This window comes from Stutzerimonas chloritidismutans AW-1 (assembly GCF_000495915.1).
GTDB lineage: Bacteria > Pseudomonadota > Gammaproteobacteria > Pseudomonadales > Pseudomonadaceae > Stutzerimonas > Stutzerimonas chloritidismutans.
The window spans coordinates 1-23,052 of record NZ_AOFQ01000028.1; the positions used below are offsets into that span (position 1 = coordinate 1).

The 23,052-nt window shown below is 63.9% G+C and carries 20 protein-coding genes, 1 tRNA gene and 2 pseudogenes; 12 read left to right on the forward strand and 11 right to left on the reverse strand.

Going from position 1 to position 23,052, the window contains the following annotated elements:
• Together F753_RS34165 and F753_RS34170 are read left to right on the forward strand one after the other, a co-directional pair.
• A pseudogene (locus tag F753_RS34165) lies at positions 1–190 on the forward strand (tyrosine-type recombinase/integrase); the annotation flags it as partial.
• Between the two features lie 62 nt (positions 191–252).
• Positions 253–558 carry a hypothetical protein gene (locus F753_RS34170; RefSeq protein ID WP_023443846.1) on the forward strand — a complete coding sequence of 102 codons (306 nt, stop codon included), beginning with the start codon at positions 253–255 and terminating at the stop codon, positions 556–558.
• 84 nt (positions 559–642) lie between these two features.
• Here F753_RS34170 and F753_RS34175 read toward each other — a convergent pair.
• From F753_RS34175 to F753_RS34195, 5 genes are all read right to left on the reverse strand, one after another.
• Positions 643–718, reverse strand: a tRNA-Thr gene (locus F753_RS34175).
• Positions 719–802: 84 nt separating this feature from the next.
• A complete protein-coding gene (locus tag F753_RS34180; protein ID WP_023445009.1) occupies positions 803–1,561 on the reverse strand; it encodes a DUF3618 domain-containing protein in 759 nt (252 codons plus the stop codon).
• Positions 1,558–1,983: a phage holin family protein gene (locus tag F753_RS34185; protein ID WP_014819822.1), complete on the reverse strand. Its 426-nt coding sequence runs from the start codon at positions 1,981–1,983 to the stop codon at positions 1,558–1,560. The genes F753_RS34180 and F753_RS34185 overlap by 4 nt, the downstream gene beginning before the upstream one ends.
• Positions 1,980–2,771, reverse strand: a complete 792-nt coding sequence (locus tag F753_RS34190) for a hypothetical protein (protein WP_031297556.1) — start codon at positions 2,769–2,771, stop codon at positions 1,980–1,982. Before F753_RS34190 ends, F753_RS34185 begins: the two co-directional genes overlap by 4 nt.
• Before the next feature lie 444 nt (positions 2,772–3,215).
• A complete protein-coding gene (locus tag F753_RS34195) occupies positions 3,216–5,294 on the reverse strand; it encodes a glycoside hydrolase family 5 protein (protein WP_023445011.1) in 2,079 nt (692 codons plus the stop codon).
• Positions 5,295–5,827: 533 nt separating this feature from the next.
• On the opposite strand from F753_RS34195, the gene F753_RS34200 reads away from it, so the two are divergent.
• Positions 5,828–6,040 (forward strand): hypervirulence associated TUDOR domain-containing protein, encoded by a 213-nt coding sequence (locus F753_RS34200; protein WP_003301215.1) that lies wholly within the window; start codon positions 5,828–5,830, stop codon positions 6,038–6,040.
• 2 nt (positions 6,041–6,042) lie between these two features.
• Positions 6,043–6,624 (forward strand): DUF488 domain-containing protein, encoded by a 582-nt coding sequence (locus F753_RS34205; protein ID WP_023445012.1) that lies wholly within the window; start codon positions 6,043–6,045, stop codon positions 6,622–6,624.
• Between the two features lie 43 nt (positions 6,625–6,667).
• Here F753_RS34205 and F753_RS34210 read toward each other — a convergent pair whose 3' ends face one another.
• From F753_RS34210 to F753_RS34220, 3 genes are all read right to left on the reverse strand, one after another.
• Positions 6,668–7,504 (reverse strand): CvfB family protein, encoded by an 837-nt coding sequence (locus tag F753_RS34210; protein ID WP_023445013.1) that lies wholly within the window; start codon positions 7,502–7,504, stop codon positions 6,668–6,670.
• Positions 7,505–7,545: 41 nt separating this feature from the next.
• Positions 7,546–9,876 carry a glucose/quinate/shikimate family membrane-bound PQQ-dependent dehydrogenase gene (locus F753_RS34215; protein WP_023445014.1) on the reverse strand — a complete coding sequence of 777 codons (2,331 nt, stop codon included), beginning with the start codon at positions 9,874–9,876 and terminating at the stop codon, positions 7,546–7,548.
• 167 nt (positions 9,877–10,043) lie between these two features.
• Entirely contained in the window at positions 10,044–11,192 is a 1,149-nt protein-coding gene (locus tag F753_RS34220) for a PQQ-dependent sugar dehydrogenase (protein ID WP_023445015.1), read from the reverse strand.
• Between the two features lie 181 nt (positions 11,193–11,373).
• On the opposite strand from F753_RS34220, the gene F753_RS34225 reads away from it, so the two are divergent.
• From F753_RS34225 to F753_RS34240, 4 genes are all read left to right on the forward strand, one after another.
• Positions 11,374–11,553: a hypothetical protein gene (locus F753_RS34225; RefSeq protein ID WP_014819814.1), complete on the forward strand. Its 180-nt coding sequence runs from the start codon at positions 11,374–11,376 to the stop codon at positions 11,551–11,553.
• A gap of 78 nt (positions 11,554–11,631) precedes the next feature.
• Positions 11,632–12,357, forward strand: coding sequence for an RNA pseudouridine synthase (locus tag F753_RS34230; RefSeq protein ID WP_014819813.1), 726 nt, complete (start codon positions 11,632–11,634; stop codon positions 12,355–12,357).
• A gap of 122 nt (positions 12,358–12,479) precedes the next feature.
• Positions 12,480–13,250: an ABC transporter substrate-binding protein gene (locus F753_RS34235; protein ID WP_023445016.1), complete on the forward strand. Its 771-nt coding sequence runs from the start codon at positions 12,480–12,482 to the stop codon at positions 13,248–13,250.
• Between the two features lie 78 nt (positions 13,251–13,328).
• Entirely contained in the window at positions 13,329–13,877 is a 549-nt protein-coding gene (locus F753_RS34240; RefSeq protein ID WP_023445017.1) for a hypothetical protein, read from the forward strand.
• A gap of 30 nt (positions 13,878–13,907) precedes the next feature.
• On the opposite strand, the gene F753_RS34245 is transcribed toward F753_RS34240, so the two are convergent.
• Complete coding sequence (locus F753_RS34245) at positions 13,908–14,096, reverse strand: hypothetical protein (protein ID WP_023445018.1); 189 nt, start codon at positions 14,094–14,096, stop codon at positions 13,908–13,910.
• Positions 14,097–14,274: 178 nt separating this feature from the next.
• Here F753_RS34245 and F753_RS34250 point away from each other — a divergent pair, with 178 nt between their 5' ends.
• Positions 14,275–15,138, forward strand: coding sequence for a DUF6279 family lipoprotein (locus F753_RS34250; protein ID WP_023445019.1), 864 nt, complete (start codon positions 14,275–14,277; stop codon positions 15,136–15,138).
• A gap of 172 nt (positions 15,139–15,310) precedes the next feature.
• Here F753_RS34250 and F753_RS34255 read toward each other — a convergent pair whose 3' ends face one another.
• Positions 15,311–19,630, reverse strand: coding sequence for a DEAD/DEAH box helicase (locus tag F753_RS34255; RefSeq protein ID WP_031297559.1), 4,320 nt, complete (start codon positions 19,628–19,630; stop codon positions 15,311–15,313).
• Positions 19,631–19,747: 117 nt separating this feature from the next.
• On the opposite strand from F753_RS34255, the gene F753_RS34260 reads away from it, so the two are divergent.
• A complete protein-coding gene (locus F753_RS34260) occupies positions 19,748–20,053 on the forward strand; it encodes a hypothetical protein (RefSeq protein ID WP_014819807.1) in 306 nt (101 codons plus the stop codon).
• A 9-nt stretch (positions 20,054–20,062) separates the two neighbouring features.
• Positions 20,063–20,789: pseudogene (locus F753_RS34265) on the forward strand (SDR family oxidoreductase).
• Between the two features lie 2 nt (positions 20,790–20,791).
• Here the strand turns inward: F753_RS34265 and F753_RS34270 are convergent.
• Complete coding sequence (locus F753_RS34270) at positions 20,792–21,607, reverse strand: OBAP family protein (RefSeq protein ID WP_041207183.1); 816 nt, start codon at positions 21,605–21,607, stop codon at positions 20,792–20,794.
• A gap of 149 nt (positions 21,608–21,756) precedes the next feature.
• Here F753_RS34270 and egtB point away from each other — a divergent pair, with 149 nt between their 5' ends.
• The gene (gene egtB, locus F753_RS34275; protein WP_014819804.1) at positions 21,757–23,052 is read left to right on the forward strand and encodes an ergothioneine biosynthesis protein EgtB; all 1,296 of its coding nucleotides are present in this window, start codon (positions 21,757–21,759) and stop codon (positions 23,050–23,052) included.

Sequence of the window (23,052 nt, forward strand, 5' to 3'; positions counted from 1 at the left end):
CACCCGGCGCCCCCCCTCCCCCAGCCACTACATGATGCAGGGCGGCAACATCCTCACGCTGCAACGAATCCTGGGCCACGGCGATATCAAGATGACGATGCGGTACTCGCATCTGGCGCCGGATCACTTCGCGACTGTTCTCAGTCATTCGCCATTGGTGTTGCTCGAAGCACCCCGAGGGGATCGCTAGCGTTTTGCGGCCAGTGCTATACGATTGGCTGCGATTGAAACGGTGGTTGCAAGGAGGCAGACATGGGAATGGAAGATCGCGAGTGGTATCGCGAAGAACTGCGCCAGAAAGGCAAAAAGCCCTCCTGGGACAACTTCAGAGCTGATGCGGCACCCAAGGCGCAAACGACGGAGCCTCCTCGAGGCGAGATAACTCGAATCAAGCGGCCCGCCAAGACACGAACGCCACCGTCCTACGTGCACCTTCAGGCGCAAGAGATTCTCGATGCTCGAGCAGAGGCTAGAAAACGAAGCCTATGGCCGATCTATGGGATTTTCGGCGCCGCCTTTGGCGTCCTGGCTTACGTCGCGTACCGCCTGACAGCGTGATCGACGCCGAGACAAGAATGGGACACTTGTGAGACACCGGCCCAAAAACAAAAGGGCTAGCCGAAGCTAACCCCTTGATTTCATTGGTGCCGGAGACAGGAGTCGAACCTGCGACCTTCGCATTACGAATGCGCTGCTCTACCTACTGAGCTACACCGGCGCCAGGCTGCGGATTATCAGGGGTTCTGCGGTTGGACTCAAGTCCGCGCGCATAGCCCTCGATACTCCGATCCGCGTCATTCGGTCAATGTGGCCGCGACGCGGGCTGGCCATGGTCGCGTTCGAGGTCGTGCTTGACCTGGCCGGCCAATTGCTCGCCTTCGGCGCTGGCCATTGCATAGCCCTCGCGGGCCTTGTCCTTGATCTTGCCGGTCAGCTCGTCGCTCTTCTGGCCCATCAGTTCGTCTTCACGACGGGTCGGTGGAACCGAGGCCGCCAGCAACGCGCCGAGGGCGATGCCCATGGCGCCCAATGCCAGCGGTTGCTCGTTGAGCAACTGAGTGAAACCGCCGCGCGCACGGTCTGCGGTATGTCGCAGGCTTTCCGCGGCGTGCCGGCTGGAGTCACCGACGCGATGACGGGCATTGCCCAGTGAGCTGGAGGCGCTATGGCTCATCTGCGCTGCCTTGTCCTTGATGCCGGTGCCCTGCTGCTTGAGACCAGAGGCCTTGGCGACGAGCTTGTCGGTCATCGACGGACCGGTCGAAGCGCTGTCGCTATAGTCCGGGCGCCGATTCTGCCCGGCCATCAGCCATACCAGGCCGATGGAGGTGAGCAGCGTCGGTACCGGATTGGCCTTAACGGTATCGGTGAGGTTATGCAGGAACTCGCCACCGCCGCCTTTGGCATAGCCGAGCGCGGTATCGATCATCTGCCCCGGGGAGAGCTTGCTTTCCAGCGCGTGGACGATGTTGCCGATTTCGGCGCGCTGCTGGTCGATCTCGCGCTCCAGCGTGTCGGGGTCCTTTTGTGCTTCTACGTCTACCTGGTTATGCGTGCTCATGCGTGCCCCCTTACGACTTCTTTATCCTTCTGCAGCGAATGGATGGTGCGGTCGGGTTTGAACGAAGAGGCTTCGAACTTCTTCTTGCCGGCCGAGACCATGATCATGCCGATGACCACCACGACCACGCCGACGATCAACGCGGCGAGCCAGGGTTCCATCATGGTGCTGAGGAAGTAGACCGCCGACATCAGCAGGATGATGAAGCCAGCTAGGAGCACCGCACCGCCGGTTGCGACGCTGGCAGCGCCTGCCTTGGTGGCACGCAACGATTCGTTCAGCTCGGCCTTGGCCAGCGCCAGTTCCTTTGTGAACAGCGACGGCACTTCACGGGTCAGCTGCCGTAACAAACCGCCGACCGAATTATCGTGCTCGGGGTTGCCGGGTTCGTAAGGCGTATTGAGGTTGCGTTGTTCGTTCATCGATTAAGCCCTCCGTTCGTGCCTTTGCCAGTGCTGCCAACGCCGTTGCTGCCTACGCCATTGGTGCTGCCCGTGTTCGGCGCCATGCCAGCGTTGCTCACACCGCCGACGGTATTGCTCGGTGTGCCACTGGAAATGCGCGAGTCCAGGTCGGACTGGCTTGGCAGGGTTTCGGCGGTTACGTCTGCCGGCACGCCGAGCGGCGAAGTCGGATGCGGGCGACTGGCGTCGGAATGGCCGTAATCGGTCGTCGGTTCACGCGTTGTGGATTCAGCGCGATGGCTGGAAGCACGGGCGAAACGAGTCAGGCCGAAGCCAAGTGCAACGCTGCCGGCAATGAACAGGCCGGGATTGTTGCGAGCGAGACGGTTCACCTCGCCCACCAGCTCATCAACGCTCTTGCCGCGCAGGTTGTCGGCCAGGTCGACCATGCTCTGCGCCATGTCGGAGACGTAATGGGAAAGGCCAGTGCGATCCTGGTTTTCAAGTTCTGCCGCTGCTGCCTTGGCGCTCTGAGCAACCTTTTCCAGCTCATCGGCGGCCGTACCGCGGTAGCTGTCCAGCTGAGCCTTGCCTTGGTTCTTCACCTGCTCGCCGGCTTCGCGCGCCTTTGCCTTGAGTTCCTCGGCGCTCGGAGCGGAAGCGGAGCTGCTTGCCTGCGTGGTGCCAGCCTGGCCGGTCTGGCCGGTCTGGCCGGTGGGCTGAGCGGGAGCGCTCGTTGACTGCGCGTTGGCGTCGGTTCTGGCTGGGCCGCCGTAACCTGTGATCTCTTCATCGGGTGTCGTCATTTTGTCCACCTTTATAGGGTCATAGGGTTTGGCCGGATGACCACGGTCCGTGAAGCACAGCAGTGCGGGGTTCCGCGGCTGTGCGATTTCAGTACGCACATAAATGGTGACCGGACCCAAATTTTCGAGTTCCGTGTTTCTGGCCAAGCGGTACGGGGCTTCGAGAACCGAGTTCAGCTATGCCGCACTGCAGGAAGGGAGGACGTGAAACAGCGAGATCTGGTGGCGATCTGCCCGCGATTGGCGCGCAGCCGGCATGCAGCTTGGCTTGGGGGAATGCGAAGGTCGAACAAGCGGAACGGCGGGAACGACAGCGATGGTGACCATCGGGTCAGCTCGTTGGCGATCACCCCGTCACAGCGAGCCGACGAGCTGTAATCAGCCAATACAGTATAGGAACGCAAAAACGGGCCCTTGGGGCCCGTTCTTGTTTGGATGGTGTCGTTACAGCGGACCGATGCTGGTGCAGCTGTTTGCGGCTTTGGCGTGCTTCTGCAGAACCGGCAGCTGCGGACGGTACTTGCCACTGCTCACGTCCAGCGACATGGCGTACTCACCCCACCAGGGACCGGCAGCCCAGTAGGTGCTCGGGATGCAGTTCTGACGCAGGTAAGCCAGCAGGTTGTCGGTAGCGACGATGGCCGAGGGCGAGAAGTCCGGTACGCCATGCTCACCGATGTAGCCGCGCAGCTTGTTCTGCTTGAGCCAGTCGACGAAGGGCTTGACGCGATTGACACCAATCATCGGGTCGAACTTCTCGGCCTTGTCGAAGTAGTTGCCCGAGAAATCCTTGTCCACGTACATGTGCGCTTCATAAACCAGGTTGTTCTTCGGATCACGCATCCACGGGTTGGTGACCAGCTGGGTGTTGTAGTGCGGCCAGTGGAAGGCGCTCGACCAGCGATCGCCCGCTACGTAGATCCAGCGCTTGGAGTCGACGGTGCGGATTGCCTGAGCAGCAGCCAGGGCAGCTTGCGGCCAGAGCCCATTGGTGGAGTGCGGCTCGTTCATCAGGCCGTAGCCCTCGACGGCAGGATGGTTGACCACCTGCTGCACGATCTGCTTCCACACCGCAGCGAAGGAACTGATGGGCACTTCGTTGGAGCCGATCAGCTTGCCGTAGTAACGGTAGTAGTTGTGCAGGTCGAGAATCACCTTGACGTTGTGCTTCTGCGCGAAGTCTAGCGACTGCTTCAGACGGGCGAACTCCTCGGCATTCAGCGGAGAGTTCAGCTTGGGCTGGATACGCTCCCAGAGGAACGGCAGGCGAACCAGCGGCATGCCCAGGTCGGAGTACTTCTTGTAGTAAGACTCGGCCGGGTAGGTGTAGTTGGTGCCATGCTTGCCCGGAACAACCGACGGGCCGAAACCCGCGCCGGACAGGTTAACGCCAACCAGCAGCGGCTTGCCATTGGTGGTGTCAGGTGCGGTAGGCGCCGGAGCCGGTGCTGCTTCTACTGGCGGAGTAGTCAGAGCCGGAGACGACGGAGTGCTGGTCGATGTGCTTACTACCGAGATGGTCTTCGGATAACCCAGCGTGGTGCCATTGATCACAGCGCCGTCGAGAAAGACGCTCATGTTGCTGCCAACCAGCTGAGTGCGCAGCACCTTGCGGGTCTGGCCGTCAGCGAGCTTCACCACAGCGCCAGTTTTGAACGCTGCCACGTTGGCGCTGCTTGCCTGAATAGAGAAGGCGGCGGCAGTGCGGAACATACCGTTCAACCAATGAGTATTGGTGTAGTTGTTCAGGTTACTGGTCGCGATGACTGAGTTAGTCGGAGCAGTAGGCGCCGGAGCCGGGCTGGTAGTAGAGGTTGTCGCCAGCGACAACTTGTTGGGTGCGCCGACCACACTCCCGTTAACTGCCGGACCTTCCAGATAGACGCTCATATTGGCGCCGACAACTTGTACCTGGGTAACTTTGCGAACCTGGCCATCCGCCAGTTTTGCCGACGCACCAACTTTGAACGCAGCCTTGTTGGCATCGCTGGCCGGAATGGAGAAGCCCGGCGACTTGCGCCATACCCCATTGAGCCAATCGGTATTAGTGAATGCATTGATGCTGGTCGAGTGTGCAGCAACGGTAGTCGGTGAAGTGACCGGAGCGGTGGAAGTTACAGGCGCCGTTACGGCCGTACTACCGATGGTGACCACCTGCGGTGCGCCAACCTTGTTGCCGTCCAGTTTTGCACCTTCCAGAAAGACGCTCATGTTGCTGCCGACGATCTGCGCGCGGCTGATCTTGCGTACCTGACCGTCTGCCACTCGTACCGAAACGCCGGCCACGAACGCGGTGCGGTTTGCCGAGGTAGCCGGGATCGAGAAGCCGGCGCCGGTGCGCCAGACACCGTTCAGCCAATCGGTGTTGGTGAAAGCGTTGATCTTGGCGGAAACCGATACAGCGGCAACCGTGGATGCAGCGGCATAAGGCGTGGTTACAACAGTGACGCCACCCAGAAGAACAGCGGCGGCGATGGAAGCGACGAGTGCCTTGCGGGCACCGGAAAACAGGTTGGTGGACATTGAGTCTCTCCGGAACTTACTACTTCAAAGGCCGAGCCTTTAAAAAGTGACGGGAGGTCGATAAGTCGTGGGGCGTTGCTCTTAAGGAGGGCCGCGGTGTCACAACAAACGAACCGTTCAACAAGAAATTTCCCGCCGTCCACCCCCTGAACAAACCGGTAAATCGTCTTGCGTGGCGGCTTTATAATAGGTTCAAAAAATTAATGGAAATTTTTTTGTCAGTAATAGATCGCCAGAAAAACGCCATACAGAGCAAATAACATTAAGCTGCCATTACTCATATGGCGATAGCTGTCGAATTGATATTACGTTTAGCCGCCCTAGTTGGTTGCCTGGCGCCAGAATCAGCGTCGGCTTTTTGAACTTTGGTGATCTTTAGCGGGATTAACCGCTATCAAGCTTGTCGACGAACGGTATATGGCGGACGAGCGGATAGCTGTCTGTTAGGGCTGAGAAACTGGCTGCCGGAAGTAACCGATCTTCGTCGGCAGATGGCTGTCGGATGCCTTACCGAACGACGAAACGGAGGCACCATGAGCCATAAGTACAAAGTGGGCGATCACGTCAGCTGGAACTCGGAAGCGGGACGGGTCAGCGGTCACATCACCCGAGTGCACACGGCGGACACCGAATTCATGGGCCGCACACGGCGCGCCAGCCCGGATGCTCCGCAATACGAGATCAAGAGCGACAAGACCGACCATGTGGCGATGCATAAAGAGTCAGCACTCAGGAAGCTGAGCTGAGCATGGCTCAGCCAGCCACGGTGTGGACCATCGGCCACTCGACGCGCTCTCTGGAGCATCTGATCGAGATACTGCGCCACCATCAGATCGAGGCCATCGCCGACGTCCGTCGCTTTCCCGGCTCACGGCGATTGCCGCAGTTCGGCGAGGCAGCGCTGCGCGAAGGTCTGGAAGCGCACGGGCTGCACTATCAATGGATCGAAGAGCTGGGCGGCAGACGGCGACCTCTTAAGGATTCGCCAAGCCTGGCCTGGCGCAACAGCTCCTTTCGCGGCTATGCCGATCATTTGCGCAGCGATGAATTCAACCGCGGTCTGCAGCGCCTACTGGAAATGGCGGCACACCGACGTACGGCAATGATGTGCGCCGAGGTGCTCTGGTGGCGCTGCCATCGTTCGCTGGTTTCGGACGTGTTGAAAATACGCGGCATCGAAGTCCTGCATATCCAGGACGAGAAGCCGCCGGCCGCCCACCCGTTCACCGCCCCTGCCCGCCTGGTCGACGGGCAGCTGAGCTATGCGGAGGGCAAAGGCGAGTCGCTGAGAAAGGAAGTCGGCAGCGGGCAGATCAATCTGGATCTGTAGCGGCCATAGGGGTGGTCATTGTGACCACCCCTATGGGGTTGGCTCAGACGCGTTCGATGCGATCCGGGTGGATGACGATGCGGCCCTGCTTGTAAAGACCACCGATGGCCTTCTTGAAGTTGCCCTTGCTGACGCCGAAGCGACGTGCAATTTCCTCGGCCGGGCTCTTGTCGCTGACATCCAGCGAGCCGTGGTTTTCTTCCAGCTTCTGCAGGATCAACGCCTGCAGCGCATCGGTCGCTTCGCTGCCCACCGGCTGCAAGCTCAGGCTGATCTTGCCGTCGGGCCGCAGCTCCTTGATGTAGCCGCGCTCGCGCATGCCACCACGGAGAAACTTGAACGCCTCGTTCTTGTGAATCAGGCCCCAGTGCTGGCCGTTGATGATCGCCTTGAAACCGAGATCGGTGGCTTCGACGATCAGCAGGTCCACCGCTTCTCCTACCTTGTAGGTCACCGGGGTCTTGTCCAGATAGCGGTCCAGTCGCGCCGTGGCGGTAATGCGCCGGGTGCGCTTGTCGATGTAGACGTAGACCACGCAGTAATCACCCACCTGCAGCGGCCGCTTCTCTTCCGAGTGCGGCAAGAGCAGGTCCTTGGGTAGTCCCCAGTCGAGAAACAATCCGACCCGGTTGATCTCGGCCACCTTGAGACTGGCGAACTCACCGACCTGCACCTTGGGTTTCTCGGTGGTGGCGATCAGCTTGTCCTCACTGTCGAGGTAGATGAAGACGTTCAGCCAGTCATCCACCTCGGCCGGCATGTCCTTGGGGATGTAGCGGTTGGGCAGCAGGATCTCGCCGTCCGGACCGCCGTCCAGATAGAGGCCGAAACCGGTGTGCTTGACGATCTGCAGGCTGTTGTAACGTCCGATTGCGGCCATGTGGGCGGTCCCGAATATAAAGGCGGCGATTCTAGCGCCTGTCAGCGTGGCAATGCATAGGCGATCACCGAATCACCGGCTTTGGTGCCCAGCGAGCCATGCCCGCCGGCAACCACCACGACCATCTGCCGACCCGAGCGGCTCTCGTAGGTCATCGGCGTGGCCTGGCCGCCGGCCGGCAGACGCGCTTTCCATAGTTCGCGGCCGGTACTGACATCGTAGGCACGCAGGTAGTAGTCCAGCGTGCCGCTCAAGAACGCGACGCCACCGGCGGTGAGCATCGGTCCGCCAAGGCTCGGCACGCCCATCTTGAATGGCAGCGGAATCGGCGAACGGTCGCGAACCGTGCCGTTCTTGCGCAGCCAATGCGTCTTGCCGGTACGCAGATCGGCGCCGGCCACGTAGCCCCAAGGCGGCGCGGTGCATGGCAGGCCGATGGGCGAGACGAAAGCCTTCAGCTCAACGGCGAAGGGTGAGCCAAAGTTCTCGTTGAGGAACGGCTCCTCCTCGGACACGTAAGTCGTCTCGGCATCCTCCCGGGGAATCAGCTTCGAAGTGAAAGCCAGATAGGCCGGCGTGCTGAACACCATCTGCCGCACCGGGTCCACCGCTACGCCGCCCCAGTTGAACACCCCGAAATTGCCCGGATGGACCAGGGTGCCCTGGGTCGATGGCGGTGTGTACCGTCCTTCGTAGCGCAGCGAGTGGAACTGGATGTGGCACATCATCTGGTCGATCAGCGTGGCGCCCCACAGGTCCTTGCCCTGCAGCTTCGGCGGCTCGTAGGTCAGTGCCGACGCAGGCTGCGTCCTGGCGACCCAGTCACCCTCGGCCGCGCCCTGCGGTGCAGGCACCTCGCGCACCGGCAGGACCGGCTCACCCGTGCGACGGTCAAGTACATAGATGTCGCCCTGCTTGGTCGGCGCCACCAGCGCGGGCACCGGACCCTCTTCGGTCTGGATGTCGATCAGGCTCGGCTGCGCCGGTACGTCCATGTCCCAGAGGTCATGGCGCACCGTCTGGAAGACCCAGCGCAGCTGGCCGCTATCCAGATCGAGGGCGACGATTGAGGAGGAAAAACGCTCGCTGTTCTCGCTGCGCTTACCGCCCCACTGATCCGGCACCTGATTGCCCAGCGGCACATAGATCAGCCCCAGCGCCTCGTCCGCGCTGGAAATGCTCCAGCTGTTCGGGCTGCTCGCGCTGTAGGTATGCCCGGCGGCGATCGGGGCCGTTTCATCCGGATTGCCCGGGTCCCAGTTCCATTTCAGCTCGCCGGTATAGACGTCATAGGCACGGATGACGCCGGACGGCTCGTTGGCGCGAACGTTGTCATTCACCGCTCCGCCGACGATCACCCGATCACGCGCGACCACCGGCGGCGAGGTGGAATAGTAGAAGCCTTCCTTCACGTGGGGCATGTTCGCCCAGAGATCCACCGCGCCGTTGTCGCCGAAGCCGGGGCAAATCTCCCCGGTCTTCGCATCCAGCGCGATCAGCCTGGCATCGGCGGTTGGCATGAACAGGCGCTGCCGACAGGCCTGGCCCTCGGTGGCCGGCGGTGCTGCATGGTAGGAAAGCCCGCGGCAGGTCAGGTGCTGGCGGTTGACCGAATGCGGCACCTCGGGATCGAAGCGCCAGCGCTCCTCGCCGGTTTCGGCATCCAGCGCGATGACCAGATTGTGCGGCGTGCACAGGTACAGGCTGTCATCGACCTTGAGCGGGGTGACTTCGTAGGTGGTTTCATCCGGGTCGTCCGGACCGCGCAGATCCCCGGTCTGGTAATGCCACACCGGCTCCAGCCGCTCGACGTTGTGCGGCGTGATCTGTGCCAGCGGCGAGTAGCGCTGGCCCTGCTGGCTGCGTCCGTAAGCGTGCCAGTCGCCGGCCGGCACAGCTTGGTCCATGGCAGGCGCTTCGGCCAAAGGCGGCGGCAGCATGCCCTTGATGTCGTGACTGTCGTGCCCAACGGCGTAAACCGCTGCTGCGCCCCAGAGCACGACCGCCAGCATCAGCGGCAGCGCGGCGCCGCCCCAGGCGCGAAAGCCGAAGTGCTGCCAGCCCAGCCGCTGCGCGATCCAGGGCGTCAGCAGCCACAACCCGAGCGGCGCGATGATGCTGCCGCGCGGCGCCAGTTGCCACCAGTCCAGTCCCACTTCGTACAGCGCCCAACCGAGCGCCCCGAGCATCAGCAGCGCGTAAACCCAAAGCGCCGCGCGGCGGCGCATCAGCAGCAGGGCCCCGGTCAGCAGAAACCCTGCCGCGACGATGGCGAAATACCAGGTACCGCCAAGGCTGACGACCTTCGCTCCCCCTGCAGCGAGCGCGAGCCCGACGATGATGCAAAACACTCCGCTGATGACCACAGCCACGGCCTGTCTCCCTCGATCTTGTTATTCAAATCACCACACTGCGACGGCCGGCAGGGCTGGCCATCATTAGAGTGGGACAGGCGACGAGCGGGAATGCTCCGTGCACAGGGGCGATTGGCGCGACATGACTTGGCAAGACGGGGCCGGCAACCCCAGCCAGGCGAGACTTACTGGGTATCCAGGCCAACCTGAAGCAACTTGCCATTGCCCGCATCGGTCAGCACATAGACGTAACCGTCGGGCCCGACGCGAACGTCGCGGATGCGCGCGCCCAGCTCCTTGAGCAGGCGCTCTTCACCAACCACGCGGTCGCCATCGAGCTGCAGGCGTATCAGCGACTGATCCACCAGCGCGCCGATGAACAGGCTGTGCTGCCAGCCGGGAAAGCGCTCGGCATCGTAGAACGCCATCCCGCTGACGCCCGGCGATTTTTTCCAGACGTGGTGCGGCGGCTCGGTGCCCTCGACGGTTTCACCCTCGGCTTCAGGAATCGGCAGCAGGCTGTAGTTGATGCCGTGAGTTGCCAGCGGCCAGCCGTAGTTCTTGCCAGCCTGGGGAATGTTGACTTCGTCACCGCCGCGCGGCCCATGTTCGTGGGTCCAGAGCACGCCGCTCCAGGGGTTGAGTGCGGCGCCCTGCTGGTTGCGATGGCCGTAGGACCAGATTTCCGGTCGCACGCCGTTCTGCCCGACGAAGGGGTTGTCCTCCGGCACACTGCCATCCAGGCCGATGCGCACCACCTTGCCCTGATGCTTGTCGAGGTCCTGTGAGGTCGGCCGCTGATTGTTTTCGCCGAGCGCGACGAACAGGTGTCCCTTGCCGTCGAACACCAGCCGCGAGCCGAAGTGCACCCCGGTAGAGAGCTTCGGCAGCTGACGGAAGATAACCTCGAAGTTATCCAGCCGTGTGTCATCGTCACTCAGCCGGCCACGACCGACCGCCGTTCCAGCCTTGCCCTGCTCACCGGCCTCGGCATAGGTCAGGTAGACCAGGCGGTCCTTTTCGAAGTCCGGCGACAATCGCACGTCGAGCAAACCACCCTGGGAGCGGGCGAAGACCTCCGGCACCCCAGCAAGCGGCTCGGAGAGGCTGCCGTCCAGGCCGATCACGCGCAGGCGGCCAGGCCGTTCGGTCACCAGCATGCGCTTGCCGTCCGGCAGGAAGGCCAGTGCCCAGGCGTTTTCAAGGCCGCTGGCGATCTCCTTGACCGTTATCGGCCCGGCCTCGCTGGAATGACGTTCAGTTTCGGCGACAGCCTGCAGCGAAGCGGCGATGGCAAAACCGCAGAGCGTGGTGCGAATGGCATGGCGCAGCATGGTCTTCCTCTCAGGTGATGATCCGGCGTCGAGAAACTCGCTTTTGCGGCTAATTGAAGACCAGACGGCTCGCTGAGTGGTTGCAAAAACGCTTCAAGAAATGACGGCCTGCAAAAACCTGAACAAATTTTGATCAAATCTGTATAATGCCCGGTTCGACTGATTAAAGGAAAAGCGATCCATGGCCACTAAAACCACCAGCGCCAAGCGCAAGCCCGAACCCGCCACCGAAACCAGCCAGTCCCTCGCTGCGCAAATGGCCGCTTTCATCAAGGCCGGCGGCGAAGTCCAGACCATCCCCAACGGTGTGAGTGGCCAGACCAACGGTCCTTCCCGCCAGATCACCATCAGCAAGAAGTGATCTGAACCGCCTTCGGCGAGCCGGCTTTATCATGGCTCGCCGCGTTCTACCCCCTCCTTTCTCGTCTCCGAGCGCACCATGACCGACCCCGTACGCCTTGCCAAACGCCTCGCCGAGCAACTCGGCTGTTCCCGGCGCGAGGCCGAGCTGTATATCGAGGGTGGTTGGGTAACGGTCGACGGAGAACTGGTCGAAGCGCCTTTCATCAAGGTGCGACCTGAACAGCGTGTCGAACTGCAGGCCGGCGCTACCGCGAAGGAAATCACGCCTGTGACGCTGCTGCTGCACAAACCGGCCGGGCAGGTGATCGATGCCGACGTCGACAGCACCCGCCGCGTACTGCAGGCCAGCGAGCACTGGAGCGACGACCCCAGCCGCAACGAAGCCCTGCAGCGCCATCTGCTGCAGCAGAACCTGTTGCTGCCACTGGACGCCGACGCCAGTGGGCTGACCGTCTTCAGCCAGCAACGCGAAGTGATCCGCCTGCTCACCAGCACGCGCGATAAGCTGGAACAGGAATACGTCGTCGAAGTGAGCGGCGAAGCCGAAGAAAACGGGCTGGCCCTGCTCGCCAAGGGCATTGGCCACCGCGGCAAGATCCTGCCCAAGGCCAAGGTCAGCTGGCAGAGCGAAAACCGTCTGCGCCTGGTGATCAAGGAGCCCGCGCCCGGCGAGGTCCGCTTGCTCTGCGAAGCCATCGGGCTGACGGTGCTTGCCTGCAAACGCATTCGCATCGGCCGCCTGTCCATGGCCAAACTACCGGCCGGCCAGTGGCGTTTTGTCGGCGAACACGAGCGCTTCTGACGCCGTACCTGCACGCCATCGCCAGCACCGGCTGGCGGAGCACGCTTGCTTTACCTGCCCTGCTGAATCAGTCTTGAGCGGCAATTCGCCACGACGACGCTCTCACTCAAGACAGGACCGCGATGCAGAAACTGATGCTCCTGCTGCTGACCGTTTTCCCGCTGAGCATCCTGGCTGCCGAGCCTGTCGCCGTATGGGCTTACCAACCCTCGCCGCCCTTTGCCTCGGGGCAGAACCCCGGGCTATCCGAAGCACTGGTGCAGTTGCTCAACGAGCATCCGACCAACCAGGACCGCTACGACTTTCAGTTGACCCAGTTGCCGCGCAAACGTCTCGACACGCGCCTCAAGGGCAAAGAGCCTGGCATTCTGCTATGGGCCACGTCGGACTTCTTTCCCGAGCACCTCACCGCCAGCGCCAGTTGGACCCGGCCACTGCTGTGCGACATCCAGGATTTCGTTTCCCATAAAGACAAGCCGGTCGACTATCACGGCCCGAAGTCCCTGCATGGCCTGCGTCTGGGCGGCGTGCTCGGGCATCTCTACCGGGCGCTGGAAGGCGACATCGACAAGGGCCTGATCCAGCGCGAAGACGTGCACAACGATTTGCAGAACCTAAACAAGCTGCTGAACCAGCGCATCGATGTCGCGTTGATGCCGCGCTCCTCACGGCTGTTCTTCAGCCTGACAGAGGTGCCGGACGCACCGCTGCATGTTTCGCCACGCCCGCTCTATGTCTTCGACCGGCATGTGCTCATGACCGCAAGCCTGCCAGCCGAAACCACGCAGTTCGTGCATCAGCTCATCGCCGATCTGCCACACAGCGCGCGCTGGCAGACCCTGCTCAGGCGCTACGGCCTGCAAGAGATGAGCGCGCCCTGTCCCAATTATTGAGCGAACGTAAGCGCCACTGGCGAATCGAAGCTGGCACGGCTCATACTGGCGAAAAGAGAACGGAGTACCAATTCAGCCATGAAAAAGGCACTGCTGGTCAGCCTGCTATTGACCCTCGGCGGCTGCGCCACTCAATCCTGCGACCGCGTCTGGAACGACCAATGTCGTGCCGAACGGCTGCTGTACCAGAATGACCTGATGCAGGCGAAGATTCTGATTTCGATCGGCGACGAAGACAGCTACGAGCTTGCCCAGGCGCTGCTTGATCGCAGTGCGAAGCTGGATCGGCGCGGCGAGACTGAGTTCTACCAGGCCCTGCTGCTGATTCGCCAAGGCCCGGAGCCATCGGAAGTGCTCGACCTGTTGGAGAAGGCCAAGCGCAAGGGCCACCCCCATGCGGTGGCGCTGCTCTACAAGATCTATCACGAGCCGTACCTGCTCAACGAAGCAGACGAGGAGCGCGCGGAACGCTACCGCGACGCCTACGGCGAGCTGGATGTCGCGCGCAGCGGCTATCCATCCTTCGATAAATCACTGGAACTGGTGAATCAGCTGGTCGCTCCGCCACCGCCATCGGTCCCGTATCAGGCGCCCTGCCCGCAGCACTGCCTGGAACAGTCCCGCTAGTTACGGGCCCAGGCGCCTGGGATTACCGTTTCAGGGCGCCGGGGTCTGCGAGATCCGCGGCTCCTCGTCGCCATCGGCCACCGCACGCGCTTCCTGTTCGGTGGCGTAGGGGCCACCGACGATGGTGCCGTTCAGCTCCACTACCCAGCACACGACCCAGGTCGGGCGCCAGGCCTTGGGTACGTCTTCGCCGCTGAGGTGCTTGATCTGAGAGGTCATGGCTTTTCTCCACTGCTGCTGGGTAAATCGGCCGTCCCATATCGTCGGAACGACTCCATGTAGGGAAGACCACAGGCCAGCCACCTTTGCTCGCCGGCACCGACGAAACGGTCCGCCAGCCGAACCCCCGGCGCTGCCGTGGCTCTACAGAACAGCCGCCGACGCTCGAGGAAAGACGATGCGCCCCATTGCCAGCCTGCTCCTGCTGACCCTGCTCTGCGCCACGCTGTTGAACGGCTGCAGCCGCGCCACCCTGGTCTATCGCAACCTCGACATGGTCGTGCCCTGGACGCTCAACGACTATCTCGACCTCGATAACCGTCAGAAGGACGAGCTGCGCGAACGCCTGCGCGAGCACCTGGCCTGGCACTGCAGCACGCAATTGCCAGAACTGCTGGCCAACCTCGAACAGCTTGAGCGCGAAACTGCTGGCGGCCAGCTCGAACGCCGCGATCTCGAACCACAGTACCGCGACGTCCGCGACGCCATGCACAGCGTTGCCGTGGAGATCACCCCCACCGCAACGGACCTGCTGCGTGCCCTGAGCGACGAGCAGGTCGCCGAACTGCGCAACGCGCTGGAGGAAAACCGAGAGGAGTACCGGGAGAAATACCTGGCTCCGCCGCTGGAACGGCAGATTCGCGAGCGCGCCGAGCGCATGCAGGAGCGCCTGCAGTACTGGCTCGGCCAGTTGAACGCGGCCCAGCGTCAACGAGTGCTGCTTTGGTCTCACGCCCTGAACGAGCAGAACAGCCGCTGGCTAAGCAACCGCGAGCGCTGGCAAGAGCTGCTATTGGCCGCGGTCGAGCAGCGCCACCGCGACGATTTCGATGACCGCATCGCGCAGCTGCTGCAGGAGCGCGAGGCGTTGCTGAGTACGAACGATCAGGCCGCGTTGCAGCGTGCCGAGCAGGCCGGATTGGACCTGGTGGCCGACCTCTACAGCCTTGCCGACGAAGGGCAGCGCACACACCTCAGCGGGCGCCTGGCGCAGCTACGCACCGACTTCGGCGACCTGAAATGCCTGGCGCCGACAGCCTGATCCTTGGTGGCCTGGGCGGTGAGTGGGTTGAGGCTAGTTCGGATGAACATGGCTGCAAAACAAGGCGCTGCGACGAGTCATAGTGGTGCTATGGCAAGGAGCAGCAACACAGCATCGGGGCCATGGGCGCCGAAAGTGACCAACTGAACGTACCAAACGGGCTACTAGCTGCTCAGCGTCTGGCTGGGGTCAGCAGGCGGCGCGCCTCGCGCTGGGCATCCTCGTCCAGTTCGACCAGCCATTGCGGCTTGCCCGCCGCCAGCACAGCCACCGGCAGCCCGTCGCGAAACAGGATCCGATTTGCCGCCAGGGCCGGCACCCTGGAGCCCGGTAACAGGGTGCCGAGCTGATTGAACGGATCGACCGCGGACACCGCCAGCATCTCGCCGGTCAGCGGCCGCTTGCGCACCTCGCGCAGCAAGCCAAGCGCCTCCGGCAGAGCGAACTGCTCGCCCGCCACCGCCGCGACAAAGCGTCCGCCGCGAATCTCGCCACGGGCTTCCAGCCGATGGTAGACCCGCAGCAGGTCGCGCCAGGGCGGCAACCAGTCCGCTTCACGCGCAAGCAGGCGCCAGCACACCACGCCGTAACGGCGCAGCAGCACACGGGCAATGTGCTCCAGCGCCTCTGCATCGAACGCCGGTGTTCTTGCCTCCTCTTCGCCCGCTCCAGACTTGCGCACCAGTGCCCAGCGGCCGGCGTCGTCCATCCCGCCGATAAAGGCACCACCACGGCTTCGTCGAGCCGTGCGCGAGCGCTTGCTCGCCGGCGCCAGCAATGCGCGCAGACCGGCGAAGCTGTCGGCGTTCACCAAACCCACCGCCACCAGCTCGCCAAGGGCATCCTCCAGTTCGCTGCGCAGCAGATGCGCGTCGTGCTGCAGCTCATCGAAGAACAGCGCGCCCTGGGCGTTCAGACATTCGAGCACCCGCTGTGCCCGTGAAGACAGCTCCGGCGCCGGCGCGTCGCTGGCCAGTGCATACCAGGCCGGTAACTGGCGCCGCGGCAGCAGCACGATCGGCGTGCCGCGTACCGGCCCGGTGCTGGCCCTGAGTCGCCCGGCCAGCCGCGTCCAGACAATGCGGCCGGAGCGGCACAGCTCGTCCAGCCAGGTGCCGCCATAATCCTTCAGGCGCGCCGGCAAGAGATCGGCTTCCCACGCTGCGGCGGCGGCCTGAAAGCCCTCCAGCTGTTCGACGACCGTGGCCAGCGCCTCGCGCCCCTGCATGCGCGTGGTCGCGGACAGATGCTGCCAGTCAGCAAGAAAGCGCATGAAATCGACACGTTCGACCGGCTCGATCTCCCGTCGCAGGCGCTTGACCGTGTAGCGATGGATACGCGCCAGCAGATGCCGCTCGCACCACTCCTCCTCCACTGCGCCAGCGCTGAAACGCCCGCGCATCACGTAACCCTGACTTTCCAGACGGACCAGCGCCGCCGCGACGGCAGAGGCCGGTAACGCCAGCGGCCGCGCGATCAACGCCACCGGCAGCGGGCCGAAGCCGCTCAGCCGCGCACGAATCAGTTCGACCAGTGCCGCCTCTTCCTCGATTGGCTGATCGTAGCCGCCGGGCGCCTGCAGATGCGGCTGGAACGGAGCCTGCGGATAGACCGCGCGCAGCAGCATCAGGCGCTCGAGCGGCAACCAGAGGACGCGGTCGTGCGCCACCTCCATGCGCGTCGCGCGGCCACCACGGGCCAGTTCGGCCAGCCATTCGCTCCATTGCGGCTGTGCGGCGGTTTCGGCTTCGGCAATGCAACCGAGCGCTGTCAGCGCCTCGTGCAACTCGTCGGCACTGCGCGCCTCGGGCCAGGCCTCCTCACACACGGCGGCGATCGCTTCCGGGTCCAGCGCGCCCAGATCGTCAGCCGACTCCGGATCGCTCCAGCGCCGCGCGAGCACCGCCTGGGTGCGGCGCTCTTCCAGCGGTGCATCGTCGAGAAAGGCGTAAGGCCGTGCGCCGAGAATCTCCATGGCGAGCGGCGACGGCGCCGGCAGATCACGCGCCAGCAGTTCGACCTGGCCGCCCTCCATGCGCCGCAGCAGCGCGAGCCAGCCTTCACTATCCATGGCCTCGTGCAGGCAGTCATCGAGCGTCTGGCGTACAAGCGGATGATCGGGAATCTCGCGCTCGCCGACGATGTTTTCCAGGCAGGCAACCTGGTCGGGAAAGACCGTGGCCAGCAGATCGTCGCTCTTCATTCGCTGTAGCTGCGGCGCGACCTTGCGTCCGCCGGCCATGCGCGGCAACGCCAGTGCCGTGGTGGCGATCCAGCGCCAGCGCACACCGAACAGCGGCGCATCCAGCAGTGCCTGGATCAGCACCTGCTCGGCGCTGGCCGAATGCAGGTAGCGCCAGACTTCCGCCAGCGGAAAGCTGTGACTGGTGGACAGCGAAAGAATGATGGCGTCCTCGGTGGCCGCCGCCTGCAGCTCGAAGTTGAAGGTGCGGCAGAAGCGCTTGCGCAGTGCCAGCCCCCAGGCGCGATTGATGCGGCTGCCATAGGGCGAGTGAATGACCAGCTGGGTGCCGCCAGACTCGTCAAAGAAGCGCTCCATCACCAGCCGCTGCTGAGTCGGCAAGGCGCCTAGTGCGGAGCGGGCACGCGCCAAGTATTCGACGATCTGTCGCGCGGCGGTTTCCGCCAGGCCAAGGGTGCCGGTAAGCCAATCGATGGCGGGCGACAGGTCCACCCTGCCCACCGCCGCCCCCTCAGCCAACCGTCGATCGATCTCGTCACGCAGCCGCGCCACGGCAAAGGACAGCTCGTCGCTGCGCCCTGGCGCCTCGCCCAGCCAGAAGGGAATGCTCGGCGGCATGCCCTGGGCGTCTTCGACACGCACCCGCCCGGACTCGATCTTGAGGATGCGATACGAGGTGTTACCCAGCTGGAACACATCGCCGGCCAGGCTCTCCACCGCGAAGTCCTCGTTCACCGTGCCGATATTCAGCCCCTGCGGCTCCAGCAGCACGGCATAGTCGGCGTTGTCGGCGATGGTGCCGCCGGAGGTCAGTGCGGTCAGCCGGCCACCGCGCCGGCCACGCAGGCTGCGCGTCGCGAGATCACGGTGCAGATAGGCGCCACGGGTTCCGTGGCGGGTCGTATAGCCCTCGGCGAGCATTCGCAGCAGTGCCTGGAAGGTCGCGTCGTCGACCGCGGCATAGGGCATCGCGCGGCGGAACAGCTGGAGCAACGCTTCCTCCTCCCATTCCCGACAGGCCACCTCCGCGACGATCTGCTGGGCCAGCACATCCAGCGGCGCGTGCGGGATATTCAGCGTGTCCAGCTCGCCACGACGCACGGCGTCGAGCAGCGCGGCACACTCGATCAGGTCGTCGCGGGAGCTGGGAAACAGCCGCCCCTTGGACACCCCGGCGACCTGGTGCCCGGCGCGCCCAACCCGCTGCAGGAAAGCCGAAATCGAGCGTGGCGAGCCCAGCTGGCAGACCAGCTCGACATCACCGATGTCGATGCCCAGCTCCAGCGAGGCAGTGGCCACCAGCACCCGCAACTCGCCGCGCTTGAGCTTCTGCTCGGCGCTCAGCCGCTGTTCGCGGGCCAGACTTCCGTGATGCGCAGCGACCACCTCTGCACCCAACCGCTCGGCCAGGTGGCGGGTGGTGCGCTCGGCCAGGCGCCGCGTGTTGACGAACACCAGCGTGGTGCGATGCTCGCCAGCCAGTGCCGCGAGGCGGTCGTAGACCAGCGCCCAGGCATCGTTGCTCATCACCGCCTCCAGCGGCACCGGCGGCACTTCCAGCGCCAGGTCGCGGGCGCGGCCATGGCCGATATCGACGATCTCGCACGGTCGCTCGACGCCGACCAGAAAACGCGCCACCGCATCGATCGGCTTCTGCGTCGCCGACAGGCCGACCCGCACCAGCGGCCGATTGCAGAGCGCTTCCAGTCGCTCCAGCGACAGCGCCAGATGGCTGCCACGCTTGTTGCCGGCGATGGCGTGAATCTCGTCGACAATCACGCTCTGCACATCGGCGAGCATTTCGCGCCCAGATGCCGAGCCGAGCAGCACATAGAGCGATTCCGGCGTGGTGACGAGGATATGCGGGACGCGCTTGCGCATGGCGTTGCGCTCGGCCTGCGGCGTGTCGCCGGTACGCACCGCGGTGCGGATTTCCAGCGCTGGTAGCCCCAGACGCGCCAGCTCGGCGGTGATCCCGGCGAGCGGCTCCTCCAGGTTGATATGGATGTCGTTGGACAAGGCCTTCAATGGCGAGACATAGAGCACGCGCGTCGCGTCGGCCAGGCCATCCTCGGCCAGACCCTGCTGCACCAGACCATCGATAGCGGCGAGAAAGGCGGTCAGCGTCTTGCCTGAGCCAGTCGGCGCGGCCACCAGGGTCGAACGACCGGCACGGATCAGCGGCCAGGCAGCCGCCTGGGCCGGCGTCGGTGCGGGAAAACTGCGGGAAAACCAGCCCGCCACGGCGGGGTGGAAACGGCCAAGCGGATCGACGGATGACGTGGTCATGCCGATGAATATGGTGGCGCCCCGGCCTTTGCACAAGCGACAGCCGGTCGGCGGTCGGGAAACGGCCATGGGATATGGCGGTCAACTTGAAACATCCGCAACGCAACGGAGATGACCATGACCACCACCCCGCTCAGCCTCGACAACGCCATGCAACTGGCCTCGGAAGCCTTCCTGCCCTGTGGTTGCGTGACCAGCGCCAACCCCGAGGACGACAGCTTCGGCTTCACCGTGATGAACGGCAGCGGCGAGGAAATCACCCGCGTGGCGCAGGTGCGCGACTACGCCGACCCGCTGCGCATGGCACAGGTGATCGAGCAGACCCGTCAGGAGCTGATCGACAAGGGTTGCACCCTCGAACCCTGGAGCATGCCGTTCATCACCGACGACAGCGCCATTCCGGAAACCACGCCGAACTACTGAGGAGCGGCCATGAGCGATCACGTGCTGCTGATCACCGGCGCCTCATCCGGTATCGGCGCGGCAACCGCACGCCTGGCAGCGGCGGCCGGCTACCGGCTGGGGGGCCCCCCCCCCCCCGCGGGGGGGGGGGGCGCTCGCCGCACGCTCGGCGGACAAGCTGCAGCATCTGGTCGATGAAATCGGGCCGCAGCGCGCCTTCGCCATTCGCTGCGACGTGACCGATTACGCCGAGCAGCAAGCCATGGTGCAACGCGTGCTCGATCACTACGGCCAGCTCGATGCCGTCTACGCCAACGCCGGCATCCCCGGCAGCGACGGCGGTTTCAGCGGCGCCGATCCCGAAGTCTGGAAAACCATGCTGCTGACCAACGTCTACGGCGTCGGCCTGACCCTGCGCTGCACGCTGGCCGCCTTGAAGGCCAGCCGCGGTCATCTGCTGCTCACCGGTTCGGCGGCCGGGCGCTTCGTCATTCCCGGCTCGATGTACAGCGCCAGCAAATGGGCGGTGACCGGGATGGGCCTGAGTGTGCGCGAAGAACTGCGCGGCAGCGGCGTGCGGGTCACGCTGATCGAGCCGGGCATGGTCGACACGCCGCTGTTCGACGAGCCGCCGCCCTATGCCCTGCAACCGGAGGATGTCGGCCGCGCAGTGGTCTATGCCCTGTCGCAGCCGGCCCATGTCGACGTCAACGAAATCCTGATTCGCCCGACGCCCCCGGTCGACGGCGATCAGTAACCTCAGCGTTCATCGCTGCGCTGTTGCTGTTGTTGCAGGCGTCCCGACTCGATGATTTCCGCCCGCCCGGCCCCATCGCCGTGGCGATGCTCGCCGGCCCCCCGCACCCGCTGCAGCTGAATCACTTCACCTTTCTCCCAGGCATTTGCCGCCGGATCGACCGTCGGCTGCGGGATCGGCTCGCGACTGCGACGGATCGCCTGGGTATCCACGTCGAGACGGTCGTCACGGGCCTGTTCCAGCGCCGGGTCCAGCTGGCCATCCGCGGTAAAGCCCATCATCAGCGCCGGAATTCCATAGGGCAGTTCCTTGTCGCGGTCGGTATGCCAGGTGTGCCAGGTCTTGCCGTAGGTGCTGACCGCCTGCTCCATCAACTGCTTCTCCGCCACCTGCGGCAGGCCAGGTGCAACCAGCGAGCCGGACTTCACCTCGTAATCGTGGCTGTGCCAAAGCTTCTTCTCGTCCTCGGGCAGTGTCGCGAACAGGCGCGCGCTGATGATGTATTCGACGCCCATGAGTTTGGCATCGCTGCCATTGCCGTCGTAGATCAGCGCCTGCATCACGTCCTCGTTCAGCCGCGTGACGTAGTGGTGGGCCTCCATCTGCCCGTCCATGTCGCCGTTGTAGAAGTGAAACCCGTTGAGATAGGCACTCACAGCATTCAGCGGCGCCTTGCCCTGCAGCAGCTTGGCACCGACCTCGAGGGTGCGAGTTTCGGCGCTTTTCGGCGCGCCCGCAGCGTCGGTGTAGGACGCCGTATTGTGTTGCCCGCAGGCAGCCAACAGCACTGCGGAACCCAGAACTGACAACTTTCGCATGGCTCGATCCCCTGCTTTGCTCATACAGAGTGACCAGAGCGCGGCCGCTTTTTCTTCATGGTCGCCAAGCCGGCCGGCAGAAACTTTTGCCCGCCGCGCCGGGTCGCTATGGGAGGCCGTTTCGGTCGTCAAACCCGAGGGGGACAGCCATGGGCAACCTGGCAGAGCAGCCACATTCGCACCCGGTACTCGCCGAACTCGACCTGTTGCTGCAGCGTTACCGGCAGGTACGCGCCACCAGCGAGGCGATCTGCACGCCGCTGCAGGTCGAGGATTACGTCATCCAGAGCACGCCGGAAGTCAGCCCGCCGAAATGGCACCTGGCGCATGTCAGCTGGTTCTTCGAGACCTTTCTGCTGTTGCCTTATCTGCCCGGCTACCGGCGGCTGAACGAGGCCTACGACTACCTGTTCAATTCCTACTACCAGACCCATGGCCTGCCCTTTCCGCGGGCGCGGCGCGGCGTGCTGTCCCGCCCGGGTGTGGACGAGATCTATCGCTATCGCCGCCACGTCGACCAGGCCATGGGCGAACTGCTGAGCAATCCGCCGCGCGAGCAGGCTGCCGAAATCGTCCGCCGCGTCGGCCTCGGCCTGCAGCACGAGCAGCAGCACCAGGAACTGCTGCTGATGGACATCAAGCACATCCTCGCGCAGAACCCGCTGCACCCGGTCTATCGCGACGATCTCGCCCAGCCCCGGCCCAGCAGCCCCGAGCGCCCGCGCTGGCATGAATACGCCGGCGGTGTGCAGCACATCGGGCATGCCGGCAGCGATTTCGCCTTCGATTGCGAAACCCCGCGACATCGCCAGTTCGTCGAGGATTTCCAGCTTGCCGAACGATTGGTGAGCAACCGCGAATACCTGTCGTTCATCACTGACGGCGGTTATGCCCGCCCGGAGCTGTGGCTGTCGGACGGCTGGGACCTGATCCAGCAGGCCGGCTGGAACGCTCCGCTGTACTGGCTGCGCGAGGACGCCAGCTGGCACGAGATGACCCTTGGTGGTCTGCGCCCGCTGGATCTGGAGGCACCGGTCTGTCACATCAGCTATTACGAGGCCGATGCCTTCGCACGCTGGGCCGGTGCGCGGCTGCCGAGCGAAGCGGAATGGGAAGTCGCCGCCGCCGACCAGCCATTGCGCGGCAATTTCCTTGAAAGCGACTACCTGCAACCGGTCGCCGCGCCGCCTGGCCATGACGGCCCGAGGCAGCTGTTCGGCGATGTCTGGGAGTGGACCGCCAGCGCCTACCTGCCCTATCCGGGTTTTCGCCCGCTGGAGGGCAGCCTCGGCGAGTACAACGGCAAGTTCATGTCCGGCCAGATGGTCTTGCGTGGCGGTTGCTGCGCCACGCCGGAATCCCACCTACGGGTCACCTACCGCAACTTCTTCCAGCCGGCCATGCGCTGGCAGTTCGCCGGGCTGCGCCTGGCCAGAGGGCTCTGA

Excerpts from the sequence above, each read along its gene's own strand:
- F753_RS34170 (WP_023443846.1), top strand. The coding sequence starts at position 253 with ATGGGAATGGAAGATCGCGAGTGGTATCGCGAAGAACTGCGCCAGAAA.
- F753_RS34180 (WP_023445009.1), bottom strand. The coding sequence starts at position 1,561 with ATGAGCACGCATAACCAGGTAGACGTAGAAGCACAAAAGGACCCCGAC.
- F753_RS34185 (WP_014819822.1), bottom strand. The coding sequence starts at position 1,983 with ATGAACGAACAACGCAACCTCAATACGCCTTACGAACCCGGCAACCCC.
- F753_RS34190 (WP_031297556.1), bottom strand. The coding sequence starts at position 2,771 with ATGACGACACCCGATGAAGAGATCACAGGTTACGGCGGCCCAGCCAGA.
- F753_RS34195 (WP_023445011.1), bottom strand. The coding sequence starts at position 5,294 with ATGTCCACCAACCTGTTTTCCGGTGCCCGCAAGGCACTCGTCGCTTCC.
- F753_RS34200 (WP_003301215.1), top strand. The coding sequence starts at position 5,828 with ATGAGCCATAAGTACAAAGTGGGCGATCACGTCAGCTGGAACTCGGAA.
- F753_RS34205 (WP_023445012.1), top strand. The coding sequence starts at position 6,043 with ATGGCTCAGCCAGCCACGGTGTGGACCATCGGCCACTCGACGCGCTCT.
- F753_RS34210 (WP_023445013.1), bottom strand. The coding sequence starts at position 7,504 with ATGGCCGCAATCGGACGTTACAACAGCCTGCAGATCGTCAAGCACACC.
- F753_RS34220 (WP_023445015.1), bottom strand. The coding sequence starts at position 11,192 with ATGCTGCGCCATGCCATTCGCACCACGCTCTGCGGTTTTGCCATCGCC.
- F753_RS34225 (WP_014819814.1), top strand. The coding sequence starts at position 11,374 with ATGGCCACTAAAACCACCAGCGCCAAGCGCAAGCCCGAACCCGCCACC.
- F753_RS34230 (WP_014819813.1), top strand. The coding sequence starts at position 11,632 with ATGACCGACCCCGTACGCCTTGCCAAACGCCTCGCCGAGCAACTCGGC.
- F753_RS34235 (WP_023445016.1), top strand. The coding sequence starts at position 12,480 with ATGCAGAAACTGATGCTCCTGCTGCTGACCGTTTTCCCGCTGAGCATC.
- F753_RS34240 (WP_023445017.1), top strand. The coding sequence starts at position 13,329 with ATGAAAAAGGCACTGCTGGTCAGCCTGCTATTGACCCTCGGCGGCTGC.
- F753_RS34245 (WP_023445018.1), bottom strand. The coding sequence starts at position 14,096 with ATGACCTCTCAGATCAAGCACCTCAGCGGCGAAGACGTACCCAAGGCC.
- F753_RS34250 (WP_023445019.1), top strand. The coding sequence starts at position 14,275 with ATGCGCCCCATTGCCAGCCTGCTCCTGCTGACCCTGCTCTGCGCCACG.
- F753_RS34255 (WP_031297559.1), bottom strand. The coding sequence starts at position 19,630 with ATGACCACGTCATCCGTCGATCCGCTTGGCCGTTTCCACCCCGCCGTG.
- F753_RS34260 (WP_014819807.1), top strand. The coding sequence starts at position 19,748 with ATGACCACCACCCCGCTCAGCCTCGACAACGCCATGCAACTGGCCTCG.
- F753_RS34270 (WP_041207183.1), bottom strand. The coding sequence starts at position 21,607 with ATGCGAAAGTTGTCAGTTCTGGGTTCCGCAGTGCTGTTGGCTGCCTGC.
- egtB (WP_014819804.1), top strand. The coding sequence starts at position 21,757 with ATGGGCAACCTGGCAGAGCAGCCACATTCGCACCCGGTACTCGCCGAA.